This is a genomic window from Sporosarcina sp. P12(2017), assembly GCF_002743035.1.
GTDB classification, from domain to species: Bacteria; Bacillota; Bacilli; order Bacillales_A; family Planococcaceae; genus Sporosarcina; species Sporosarcina ureae.
Genome location: NZ_PDYL01000002.1, coordinates 134,384 through 146,532 on the forward strand (window position 1 = coordinate 134,384; position 12,149 = coordinate 146,532).

Annotated in this window: 15 protein-coding genes; all 15 read right to left on the bottom strand. The window is 41.8% G+C overall.

Annotated features, from left to right (window positions below):
* Positions 1-18: 18 nt before the first annotated feature.
* Positions 19-921, bottom strand: coding sequence for a succinate--CoA ligase subunit alpha (gene sucD, locus CSV80_RS02115; protein WP_029052309.1), 903 nt, complete (start codon positions 919-921; stop codon positions 19-21).
* A gap of 18 nt (positions 922-939) precedes the next feature.
* The gene (sucC, locus tag CSV80_RS02120; protein ID WP_029052310.1) at positions 940-2,100 is read right to left on the bottom strand and encodes an ADP-forming succinate--CoA ligase subunit beta; all 1,161 of its coding nucleotides are present in this window, start codon (positions 2,098-2,100) and stop codon (positions 940-942) included.
* 134 nt (positions 2,101-2,234) lie between these two features.
* Positions 2,235-2,522, bottom strand: a complete 288-nt coding sequence (locus CSV80_RS02125; protein WP_099669404.1) for an EscU/YscU/HrcU family type III secretion system export apparatus switch protein — start codon at positions 2,520-2,522, stop codon at positions 2,235-2,237.
* Positions 2,519-4,525 (bottom strand): hypothetical protein, encoded by a 2,007-nt coding sequence (locus CSV80_RS02130; protein WP_099669405.1) that lies wholly within the window; start codon positions 4,523-4,525, stop codon positions 2,519-2,521. Before CSV80_RS02130 ends, CSV80_RS02125 begins: the two co-directional genes overlap by 4 nt.
* Positions 4,522-5,295 (bottom strand): ribonuclease HII, encoded by a 774-nt coding sequence (locus CSV80_RS02135; protein WP_099669406.1) that lies wholly within the window; start codon positions 5,293-5,295, stop codon positions 4,522-4,524. Before CSV80_RS02135 ends, CSV80_RS02130 begins: the two co-directional genes overlap by 4 nt.
* Positions 5,296-5,410: 115 nt before the next feature.
* Positions 5,411-6,265, bottom strand: a complete 855-nt coding sequence (gene ylqF / locus CSV80_RS02140; RefSeq protein WP_099669407.1) for a ribosome biogenesis GTPase YlqF — start codon at positions 6,263-6,265, stop codon at positions 5,411-5,413.
* Between the two features lie 18 nt (positions 6,266-6,283).
* The gene (gene lepB, locus CSV80_RS02145; protein WP_029052315.1) at positions 6,284-6,850 is read right to left on the bottom strand and encodes a signal peptidase I; all 567 of its coding nucleotides are present in this window, start codon (positions 6,848-6,850) and stop codon (positions 6,284-6,286) included.
* A gap of 103 nt (positions 6,851-6,953) precedes the next feature.
* Positions 6,954-7,298: a 50S ribosomal protein L19 gene (rplS, locus tag CSV80_RS02150; RefSeq protein ID WP_085133217.1), complete on the bottom strand. Its 345-nt coding sequence runs from the start codon at positions 7,296-7,298 to the stop codon at positions 6,954-6,956.
* Between the two features lie 126 nt (positions 7,299-7,424).
* Positions 7,425-8,162, bottom strand: coding sequence for a tRNA (guanosine(37)-N1)-methyltransferase TrmD (trmD, locus tag CSV80_RS02155; RefSeq protein ID WP_233201492.1), 738 nt, complete (start codon positions 8,160-8,162; stop codon positions 7,425-7,427).
* Positions 8,159-8,674 carry a ribosome maturation factor RimM gene (gene rimM, locus CSV80_RS02160; RefSeq protein WP_099669408.1) on the bottom strand — a complete coding sequence of 172 codons (516 nt, stop codon included), beginning with the start codon at positions 8,672-8,674 and terminating at the stop codon, positions 8,159-8,161. The genes trmD and rimM overlap by 4 nt, the downstream gene beginning before the upstream one ends.
* A 75-nt stretch (positions 8,675-8,749) precedes the next feature.
* Positions 8,750-8,983 (bottom strand): KH domain-containing protein, encoded by a 234-nt coding sequence (locus CSV80_RS02165; RefSeq protein ID WP_029052319.1) that lies wholly within the window; start codon positions 8,981-8,983, stop codon positions 8,750-8,752.
* 15 nt (positions 8,984-8,998) lie between these two features.
* On the bottom strand, positions 8,999-9,271 hold the full coding sequence (rpsP, locus tag CSV80_RS02170) for a 30S ribosomal protein S16 (protein ID WP_029052320.1): 273 nt from the start codon (positions 9,269-9,271) through the stop codon (positions 8,999-9,001).
* A gap of 92 nt (positions 9,272-9,363) precedes the next feature.
* On the bottom strand, positions 9,364-10,719 hold the full coding sequence (gene ffh / locus CSV80_RS02175) for a signal recognition particle protein (protein ID WP_029052321.1): 1,356 nt from the start codon (positions 10,717-10,719) through the stop codon (positions 9,364-9,366).
* 12 nt (positions 10,720-10,731) lie between these two features.
* Positions 10,732-11,058, bottom strand: a complete 327-nt coding sequence (locus CSV80_RS02180; RefSeq protein WP_037561306.1) for a putative DNA-binding protein — start codon at positions 11,056-11,058, stop codon at positions 10,732-10,734.
* Between the two features lie 63 nt (positions 11,059-11,121).
* On the bottom strand, positions 11,122-12,144 hold the full coding sequence (gene ftsY / locus CSV80_RS02185) for a signal recognition particle-docking protein FtsY (RefSeq protein ID WP_099669409.1): 1,023 nt from the start codon (positions 12,142-12,144) through the stop codon (positions 11,122-11,124).
* Between the last annotated feature and the right edge of the window lie 5 nt (positions 12,145-12,149).

Sequence of the window (12,149 nt, forward strand, 5' to 3'; positions counted from 1 at the left end):
TAAGCTACTCCTTTCAGTTTACTTCGTTTTACATTTCTCGTATAGTCCTTTTTCTTTCAGGACTTTGATTAATGTTTCACCTATGACAGAAGGTGTCTCTGCAACTTGAACGTCCGCTGCTTGTAGAGCTTCGATTTTATCAGCAGCTGTACCTTTACCTCCGGAAATTATAGCGCCTGCGTGTCCCATACGCTTACCTTCGGGTGCAGTTTGACCTCCGATAAAGCCAACTACAGGCTTCGTCATATTTTCTTTAATCCAAGTGGCTGCTTCTTCTTCTGCAGTACCACCAATCTCACCGATCATGACTACTGCATATGTCTCTGGATCTTCATTGAATGCTTTCAAGACATCGATAAAGTTCGTGCCGTTTACCGGGTCTCCACCAATTCCGACAGCCGTAGTTTGACCAATTCCTTCTTGTGTCAACTGATGAACCGCTTCATATGTTAGTGTACCTGAACGAGAAACTACGCCCACATGCCCTTTTGTATGAATATAGCCTGGCATAATACCGATCTTCGTCTCATCTGCAGTGATGACACCTGGACAGTTTGGACCGATCAAACGAGTATTTTTGCCTTCCATATAACGCTTCACTTTAATCATATCTAGAACAGGGATATGCTCTGTAATACAGATCGTCATTTCCAGTTCAGCATCTACGCCTTCCATAATTGCATCCGCTGCAAATGGTGCAGGAACATAGATAATGGAAACAGTTGCGCCTGTTTCCTTAACTGCTTCTTCCACAGTGTCAAATACCGGCACACCTTCCACTGTCTGACCGCCTTTACCAGGCGTTACGCCAGCGACAATTTTTGTACCATATTCCAACATTTGCTGTGTATGGAACAGGGCAGTGGAACCTGTAATTCCTTGTACAATGACTTTTGTATCTTTATTTACATAAATACTCATGATTTGTACCTGCCTTTCTTATCCTATCAACTCGACGATTTTTTCCGCGCCTTCTGCCATGGAATCCGCTGCTACAATATTGATGCCGGACTCTTTCAGCAAGGCTTTCCCGCGTTCTACATTCGTTCCTTCAAGACGTACGACAAGTGGTACTTGAAGCCCTACTTCTTTAGCAGCTTCAATTACACCTTCAGCAATTACGTCACATTTCATGATTCCACCAAAGATATTAACAAAAATACCTTTTACTTTTGGATCAGATAAAATAATCTTGAAAGCAGCTGCTACTTTTTCTTTCTTTGCGCCGCCCCCAACATCCAAGAAGTTAGCGGGTTCTCCGCCATAGAAATGAATTGTGTCCATTGTCGCCATCGCTAAACCGGCTCCATTTACCATGCAACCGATATTTCCGTCTAGAGAAATATAGCTCAAGTCATGCTTGGATGCTTCAATTTCTTTCGGATCCTCTTCATCATAGTCACGTAATTCCATAATGTCTTTATGACGGAATGTAGCGTTGTCGTCAAAGTTGAATTTCGCGTCCAATGCAAGTACACGATCATCTTTTGTTACGACAAGCGGATTAATTTCAACGATTGATGCATCTTTTTCACTGAATACTTTATATAAACCTAAGAAAAAGCTTACCGCTTTATTGATAAGATTGCTTGGAATTTCCATATTGAACGCCATACGACGTGCTTGGAAAGGAACCAAACCAACTACCGGATCTATTACTTCATAGAAAATCTTTTCAGGGCTATGTTCTGCCACTTCTTCGATTTCCACGCCACCTTCAGCTGAACCCATCAATGTTACACGATCTGTTGCCCGGTCAACGACAAGGCCAATATAGAATTCTTTTTCGATATCGATCCCTTCTTCAACAAGAAGACGTTTCACTTCTTGTCCTTTAGGACCGGTCTGGTGTGTTACAAGTTGCGTACCGATTAAATCAGCTGCTACTGAACGTACTTCATCAAGCGTTTTCACAATCTTGACTCCGCCTGCTTTACCGCGTCCACCCGCATGTATTTGCGCTTTTACCACAATAGGCTCTGTACCGATTTCCTTCGCGATTGTCATTGCTTCTTTCGGTGAAAATGCGACACGGCCTTTCGAAACAGCCACTCCATAATCTCTCAATAGCTGCTTCCCTTGATATTCATGGATGTTCATACGTACTGCCTCCATTCGATTTACAATTGCTTGAAGTTCAACTACTGCTTTATTGTAATCAAACCGTCACACATTGTCCATGAATCGCTATTGTAAAACAAAATTCTTTAATTTCCAACAATTTAAAAGCACTCTTATTTCATACTACTTTTTTCACGATCTAAACGATATATATAAGCGAACACTTCCGATACGGCTTGGTATAGTTCTTCAGGTATCGTATCGTTGACATTTAATTGACCAAGTAATTCCAGCAGACTTGGATCTTCCTGCACAGGAATAGCATGTTCTTGCGCTCGCTCAAGAATATTTTCAGCGATTTTCCCTTTCCCTTTGGCTATTACTTTCGGGGCATCTGATACTTCAGGGTCATAGGACAGTGCAACGGCTTCTTTTCTTGTGAAACGTTGTTCTTTTTTCATATTCTATAATCTACTCCTCCCTCATCCGATTGGAAGGTGCCAGCTGTTTTTTTGCTGTTTTGCTGCTTTTCTGTGATTGCTTTAAACATAACACCTGATAGTTTGTAACCTACTCCTTCGAGGCCTTCTTTTAATACATCTTGAAAGATTGGTCCGGTTGTTTTCAAGGAAGGTTCATCATTAAAAATCGTCAAATTTACCACTTTATTTTGCACATGCATATCAACTAATGTTGTCGAAAGTGATTCCAATTCTAAATAAAATAATATCCGTGCAAAAGCCGGATCGATTTTTCCATCTTCTTTCATGCGGCTATTCCATTGCAACGTAGCATCGATTTTCTTACCAAACATTTCAATTGGCAGTTGCATGATCAACTGTTGTTGCGTGCCTGTCTCTCCTGATTGGAGTAGGGTTCCATTCATGCGAAGCACCATTGTCTCCGCCGCATCACGCAGTGTCGGTGAGAGCGATGGATCTTGTAGCATGGCTAGCAATTGAGGTTTTAATGCGCTCGCCAAATTGGCTATATCAGGCTCTTTTCCTAAGAGCATGGCTTCGTAATTCACACCTAATGTACTGAATACATGTTTTATGGCTTCTTTCATGACAGCTCCATTTATCGTCTGTGATACTTGAGCTTCAGCCGTCTGAATTAGTTGTTTCACTTGACTATTCTCTGACTTTTCAGCTGTTTGCATTAATACACGAATTGCCTCATTTGCTTTATCATGTGGTACTAATAGCGAAGATACTGACTGTTGTACTTCCTTCATAACAGTTTGTTGTCGCAATGACAGATCAGCTGTTTCCTGCCTGTTCGCTTGTTGTACCCATATCTGGTTAAGTTGGTCAACTAGAGCTGTGTTAGGGAGTGCTGACAGCGCAGTTGCTTGTGTTGCAGTAACTTGCGTAAATACTTTACTAAATTGCTCAACGACAGTAGCTTTAGCACGATCTGTCATCGGTTGTTGGGTTATCTGATTAATCACAGTTTGCAACGCGTTTTTTACAGGTTCCGGAAGTGTTGTATTGGGTAATTGCTGCGTGATATTTTGCACAACAGCTTTTATTGTTTGTTGATTTGCTACAGGCGTCTGACTCAATTGACTTACTAAAGACTGTATAGCCTTACTCGCGTCTGTTTGATGTGTCATATTGCTAGTAACATTTGCAGGTAGCGTATCCACTTTTGTGATCTGCTCAGCCAATACTTGAGGCAAGTTGGCCAATGATGTTCGAGCTGGCAGTATATCGGCATTTTTCAATAACTGCAGCGCTACTAACCGATCTGCTTGACTAGCTTGCGGATTAAGTAATTGGGATACACTTTGATTAAACAGTTCCTTCCCTACCACTTGGCTTAAAGGGGAAGACAGAGCTTGCATCGTCACCATAAGCTGTTCACGCATCGCTGGAGGCAGGTTAGGCTCACTTTGGATGGCGGCTAGTAACGTTGTGAATTGTTGCGCAATCGTGCCCGTCTGAGCTTGTAGAAGCGATTGAAATATAGCGGGCGTGAAAGGTAGCCTTGCTTCAGCAATTTTTCCAAGCGTTGCTAGCGCCTCCGCTTTCATTCCCTCGGGCAACGTTTTCAGTAGATTGACAGCTTCAAGCATATTGTCTAATGTCATAGGAATTCTTTGCTTGATAATTGTCGCGAGTACATCTTTCATTTCTTTTGTTTTAGGTAAATTTAATGACTCCATTAACTGGGTCAGTTGAGCTGACTGGCCTTCTCCTCCACGCACTGGACCGGAAATAACTTGTAACTGTAATTCAGGTTCAGTACCGTTGACCTTGAAGTAATAATTATCTCCTGCCTGCATAGGCACTTCCAATTTTGCATACAACTGCTGATTCCCAATTTGTACTTGCGCCATTTGACCAGGAAATAGATGCGTGATCTTGCCGTGTATCATCTGTCCTTCTTTAAGTGAAAGCGGTTGAGTTTCCGTAGCAGCAGCTCTTGCAGATGAAGCGGATAATGAATTTAAATTCATTGTCGATCCCTCCACATCGTTTTGATCGGCTCGAATGATTTGCGATGATGTTCACAAAATCCATGCGTTTCAAGTCCTTGTAAATGTTTCGCTGTTCCATATCCCGCATTCTCATTAAATGCATACCAAGGAAATTCCTCATGCAATTCATTCATTAGCGCATCACGAGTTGTTTTAGCTAGTATAGAGGCAGCTGCGATAGATAAGCTTTTTTCATCACCTTTTACGATGGAGTAACACGGGCACGCCGTGTGTAGATTCATTGCATCTGCTAAAACTGCATGTGGCGCTATCTTCAGTTCACTTATAGCCATCTCCATCGATTGCTTTGTTGCTTGGTATATATTCAATTCATCTATTACTTTAGCAGGCTGCACATGTATTGCGTACGCCATAGCCTGTTCTTTAATCAGTCGAGCAAATGCTTGCCTTTTCTCTTTAGATACTTTTTTCGAATCGTCCAGTCCGATAAGGGCAGAGCAATCCTCAGGTAGTATAACCGCAGCTGTAACTACCGGCCCCGCCAAAGGCCCTCTTCCCGCTTCGTCAATTCCCGCCACCAATAAAACCCGTGAGGATCTATATGAATTATCAAAAGCTATTTTCTTTTGAAATTCATGAATAAGTGCTTGTTTTTTACCATATCGAGCACGCCATTGAATAATCGCTTGTTGGACACCTTTTCTAGTGTCAGCTTCAAGTTCCGTAAGCCACTCATTTGGTTCTTGTAACTCTAGTAATTGATCTTTTATTTGCTGGATCGTTGTCAATTTCTTCACCTGTCCATCTGAAATATGATTGTCTATGTATTATATCGGTTCCTACATGATTTTTTCGACAAAAAAGCAACGGTTCGGAAACAGAGTTCCAAGCCGTTGCGTCTAGTCATTCGAATTCTTCTGGGAAATCGAATGTTAATTTGCCTACTTGCTGGTCGCGGATATCTTGTACGATCATTTCTGCTACTTTATCATAATCAATTTCTCCGCCTACAGTATATACTTTTCGACGTTCGCCGATTTTATCGAACAATGATTGAATATTATCACCCACTGTTGTCATTTCATAACGCTGTACCAATCTTTCAGGATAATGCGTCTCTAAGAACTGAAGTCCATATACTGCGAGCTCCTCCATATTCAATATGGAGTCCTTGATTGCACCTGTTAACGCCAACTTATAACCTACTCGCTGGTCTTCAAACTTCGGCCACAGTACGCCTGGTGTATCCAAAAGCTCCAGTTCTTTCCCAAATTTAATCCATTGTTGCGCTTTGGTTACACCGGGCTTGTTTCCTGTTTTCGCAATGTTTTTCTTCGCTAATCGGTTAATCAACGTAGATTTTCCGACGTTAGGAATGCCGACAATCATTGCGCGGATTGCTCCAGGACGTATTCCTCGCTGCTTCATGCGGTCAAATTTTGGCTGCAAGATTTCTTTAGCAGCTTTGGTGACTGTTTGGATACCTTTACCTTCAAATGAGTTGATCGCAACAGTACGTAAACCTTGCTGTTCAAAGTAGGCAATCCAACGTTTAGTTTGCACTTCATCCGCTAAGTCCATCTTATTCAAAATAAGCAATCTCGGTTTCTGCTGTGTAACTTCGTCTATCATAGGATTACGTGATGAAAGCGGCAGTCTAGCATCAATTAACTCGAATACTATATCCACTAACTTTAGTTTTTCTGAGACTTCTCGTCTCGCTTTCGCCATATGGCCCGGAAACCATTGAATAGCCATTCGAATCGTCTCCTTTCGTTATTTCACAAGACCGAAGTCTTTAATCGGCCAGAATACCACACTGGTACTGCCGATGACTTCATCGATTGATACTGCACCAATATGTCTAGAATCTTTACTTTTTCGACGGTTATCACCCATTACAAATATGTGATCTTCAGGCACTGTTTCCGCCTCGATTTGCGGCACATCCTGCAGTGTAAAATCTTCCGTCAGCGTACCATCCTGCACTTCTGATTTGTATTGATCGAGGTACGGCTCTTCATATGGTTCATCATTTACATAAAGTACATCATCTCTATACTCCACTGTATCTCCCGGCAGACCAATTACACGTTTAATATAATCTTTCTGCTCAGGTGCATGGAATACTACAATATCAAAACGATGTGGTTCACCAATCGTATAACCGATTTTATTTACGATCATGCGGTCTCCATGTTCCAACGTTGGCATCATGGAAATACCGTCAACGACGATTGGTGTGAATAAAAAGATACGAATAATGGCGGCTAATCCAAACGCTATTAACAATGCTTTAATCCATTCTAATCCTTCACTTCTCGTTTTTTTCTCTTCCATCAATCTAGCCTCCTGCCCTGTCTGATATTATTGTACAGCCAATTGTCTTTCTGAGCAAAAAGAAAGGAGGCCAAGTACAAGGCCCCCTTCGTTTCTGTTTATCTTATTAGCGGAGTTCTTTAATACGTGCTGCTTTACCACGTAGTTTACGTAGGTAGTACAACTTCGCACGACGAACTTTACCGCGACGAGTTACTTCAATTTGAGCTAGCTTAGGTGTGTGTAATGGGAATGTACGCTCTACGCCAACACCGTTTGAAATTTTACGTACAGTGAAAGTTTCGCTGATCCCGCCACCGCGACGTTTGATAACAATACCTTCGAATAACTGGATACGCTCACGAGTTCCCTCAATGATCTTCACGTGCAAGCGAAGTGTATCGCCAGGACGGAATGAAGGGTGTTCAGTGCGTAACTGATCTTTTGTAATATCTGCAATTAGTTTTTGCATGTTTTTCTCTCCTTCTTTTCTGATGCTCTTGCACGTTTTGCTTTGCAGCGGAACAACAGTAAAATAGGCGCTCTTAAAAAGCGCTTTATAAATCATAGCACAAGCTAGTTAACGAATCAAGCAAATTTAGTCTCTTTTTTGTACCCATTGCTGATAAAGTTCTTTTTGATGATCTGTTAATGGTGCCTCTTGTAATAATTCGGGACGTCGTTGTGCCGTTCGAAGGAAGGCTTGCTCTTCTCTCCACTTTTCAATCTCGGCATGATTGCCCGACAACAGCACAGGAGGCACTTCAAGGCCGTTGAACGTTGCTGGGCGAGTGTATTGTGGATGTTCCAGTATACCCGTTGAAAACGAGTCGTGGACAGCCGACTGGTTGTTACCTAGAACATCAGGGAGTAACCGTACTACACTATCAATGATGGCCATAGAAGCCACTTCCCCACCCGTCAATACAAAGTCACCGAGTGAAATTTCATCCGTAACCAAATGTTCACGTATTCTCTCATCATATCCTTCATAATGACCACAGATGAAAACTAGATGTTGCTCTTTCGCAAGTTCTTCTGCTTTCTTCTGCGTGAATCGTTCGCCTTGCGGACACATTAAGATCACGCGAGGCTTACTACTTGTTTTAGTGACCGCTTCTACTGCCGCAAAGATAGGTTCGGGTTTTAATACCATTCCCGCACCGCCCCCATATGGGTAATCATCTACTTTTTTATGTTTGTTTGTTGAGTAGTCACGAAAATCCATGACTTTAAACGATGCAGCTTGTTGTTCTTGTGCTTTTTTCATGATAGAAGAATGAAGTACACCTTCAAACATTTCCGGAAACAAAGAGAGAACGTCGATTTTCATCATGAAAGCAATCCGTCCATTAATTCAATTTTGATGATTTGTTCGTCAATATCGATATCCTTTACAACATCTTCAATATACGGGATATAATGCGGCTTGCCTTCAGCAGGCGTTACCTCCCACACATCATTGGCACCTGTTTCTATAATTTCTGTAACCGTACCGATTTCTTCACCTGTTTCTGTCATCACGCGGCAGCCAATGATTTCATGATAATAAAATTCATTTTCCCCGAGTTCTGTCAATTCTTTCTCCGACACCTTGATTACGCCGTCGCGGAACTTCTCTACGTCATTGATATTTGGGTAGCCTTCGAACATAAGTAAATCAAAGTTTTTATGCTTACGATGACTAATCACTTTCACAAACGTAGGTGCTTTGCTTTTCGGCATGAAGATCGCGAGCTCACTTCCCACTTCATATCGCTCATCCGGGAAATCTGTTTTGGACATCACACGAACTTCACCTTTTATACCATGCGTATTCACAATCGTGCCTACATTAAACCATTCCATTATTTCGCCTCCATTTATGAATAAAAGTATTTATACGTGCAAAAAAGGAAGGAACCGGGGCTCCTTCCTTTTGGATCAATCCAAGATATCCAAATACACTTTTTTGCCGTGGTGGCTGCCTGCTGCTGAGTAAACAATCGTACGGATCGCTTTTGCCACACGACCTTGCTTCCCGATCACTTTACCCATATCCTCCGCATTCACTGATAACTGATAAACGACTCGTTGAGACTGTTCTTCAGATAACACGTTCACGTCGTCCGGGTAATCGACTAACGGTTTTACAATTGTTTCAATCAGCTGCTTCATGTCCACCCCTCCAAATTACTTGCTGTATTTAGCGTTATGGAATTTTTCCATGATACCTTGCTCTGAGAACAAGTTACGAACTGTATCAGATGGTTTAGCTCCATCTTGAAGCCATTTCAAAGCCAATTCTTCGTTGATTTCAACTGTTGCTGGCTTTGTAAGCGGGTTGTATGTACCAACCTGATCGATTTGACGGCCGTCACGTGGTGCACGTGCATCAGCTACTACAATACGATAAAAAGGAGATCTCTTAGCTCCCATACGTTTTAGACGAATTTTAACTGCCATTATTATCTACACCTCCGAATAGTTTCACACAAGATAGTATATTACCAAGTTTTTATTTGTTTGTAAAGGGTTTTTTCTTAACACCCTCTATTTTATTTGAAAAACGCATCAAAACCAGGCATTTTACCTTTCTTCTTACCTTTTTGTTGCATGTTGGTCATTTGCTTAACCATTTTCTTCATTTCCTCAAACTGCTTCAGCAAACGGTTGACTTCCTGGGTAGAAGTTCCAGAACCCGCAGCAATTCTTTTTTTGCGGCTCGCATTAATAATTTCCGGGTTTTCCCGTTCAGCAAGCGTCATAGAATAAATGACTGCTTCCACACGACCCATCTGACTCTCATCCACTTTGGCATTGTCGAGTCCTTTGATTTTGTTCGCACCCGGCATCATTTTTAAAATTTCGTCGAGTGGTCCCATCTTCTTTACTTGTTGCATTTGATCAAGAAAATCATCAAGTGTAAAGCTTTGAGTGCGCAATTTCTGCTCTAACTCTTTCGCTTTATCTTCATCCACGTTTTCCTGCGCTTTTTCAATCAATGACATGACATCGCCCATGCCAAGAATCCGTGAAGCCATACGTTCTGGATGGAATGGTTCAAGCGCATCCATCTTCTCACCCATACCGACAAATTTGATTGGTTTCTCAGTAACGGTACGAATAGATAATGCCGCACCACCACGTGTATCCCCATCAAGTTTTGTCAAGATGACGCCGGTGATTCCAATCGTATCATCAAAACTCTTCGCAACATTGACTGCATCTTGACCTGTCATCGCATCCACTACGAGGAATACTTCATCAGGATTAGTCAGCTCACGAATATCTTTCAATTCCTGCATAAGTGCTTCATCCACATGGAGTCGACCCGCGGTATCAATGATTACAACGTCATTATGCTCACGTTCCGCCTCTTCCATTGCTTGTTTGGCAATTTCAACAGGTGATTGATCGGTTCCCATAGAAAATACAGGTACCGTAATCTGTTTACCTAATGTTTCGAGTTGTTGGATCGCTGCTGGACGATATACATCCGCTGCCACAAGCAGAGGTTTTTTATTATGTTTTTTACGTAGAACCGTGGCTAATTTACCAGTGGTTGTCGTTTTACCAGCACCTTGCAAACCTACCATCATGATGACCGTAGGCGATTTACGTGCGAACTGAATAGGATTTTGTTCTCCACCCATCAGATTTGTTAATTCGTCTTTTACGATTTTCACTACTTGCTGACCAGGTGTCAAACTCTTCATTACGTCCTGACCCACTGAGCGCTCGCTGACCGTCTTGACAAATTGTTTGACGACTTTCAAGTTAACGTCTGCCTCGATTAGTGCAAAACGCACTTCACGCATCATTTCTTTTACGTCAGCTTCGTTAATTTTACCTTTGCCTGTAATTTTATTCATAGTTCCTTGCAGGCGTTCGGCTAGACCTTCAAATGCCATAGACAATCCCCCCTATTCAAAGTCCTTTAAGGTATGTAGCAATTTCATGAAGCGATTAAAATTTTCACTAGGAGCCATTTCTTCTAACAGCTCTATAATTTCAAGTCGACCTTCATGCTTTTCAAACAGATTGAGTTTCTTCTCGTAATCTTCGAGCATAGCCTCAGTCCGTTTCACATTGTCATACACAGCCTGTCTCGATACGCCATACTGCTCAGCGATTTCACCGAGAGAAAGATCATCCAAATAATATAATTGCATATATAAACGTTGTTTGTCAGTTAATAATGATTGATAAAAATCAAAGAGGAAGTTCACTCTTGTCGTTTTTTCAAGCAAGATCACGACCTCCTTCAGTCACTATTATATAATATCGCGCACTTGTATTGCTGTCAAGTATTTTTACTTGTCTTCTGCAATTTCGTTTTCCTCGTCTTCAGTTTCTTCCATTTCCAATCCGTTCGCAAATAATCCATAGACATATTTCTCCGGATCGAAAGGTTGTAAATCATCGATGCCTTCACCGAGACCTACAAATTTCACCGGAATATCGAGCTTATTACGAATCGCTAGCACAATACCGCCTTTCGCTGTACCATCTAGTTTCGTCAATACAATCCCTGTGACGTTCGTTACTTCGTTAAATGTCTGCGCTTGAATTAATGCATTCTGTCCAGTCGTCGCATCCAACGCTAATAATACTTCATGAGGTGCGTCTTCAACTTCACGGCCAATGACGCGATGTACTTTTTCTAGCTCATTCATCAAGTTCACTTTATTTTGCAAGCGACCTGCTGTATCACAGATTAAAACATCCACATTACGCTTTTTAGCTGCTTTCACAGCATCAAAAATAACTGCAGCCGGATCCGAACCTTCCGCCTGACGAACGACCTCTACATCCGTACGCTCTCCCCAGACAACAAGTTGTTCAATGGCACCTGCGCGGAATGTATCTCCGGCAGCCAGCATAACCGTTTTCCCTTCTTTTTTAAGGCGGGCAGCCATTTTACCGATCGTTGTGGTTTTCCCCACACCGTTCACACCGACCATCAAAATTACGTTCAGTCTACCTTCTACGATATTCAATTCACTAGAAACTTCTTCACCTGAATTGTAAATTTCTACCAGCTTTTCAGAAATCAACGATTGCATGCCCGTAGTGTCTTTAATGTTTTTGCGTTGCACTTCTTCTTTCAGTAAATCGATCAATTCCATAACCGTTTCGAATCCGACGTCTGCTTGAAGTAATAATTCTTCCAATTCTTCGAAGAATTCTTCATCGACAACGCGGAATCTAAATACCAAATCGTTGACTTTCGATGTAAATGAGTCGCGTGTCTTCGTCAGTCCATCTTTGAACTTCTCTGCTACCGCTTCGTTTGTTCCTGATATTTTATTTTTTATTTTCTTAAAGAAAGACATTCATT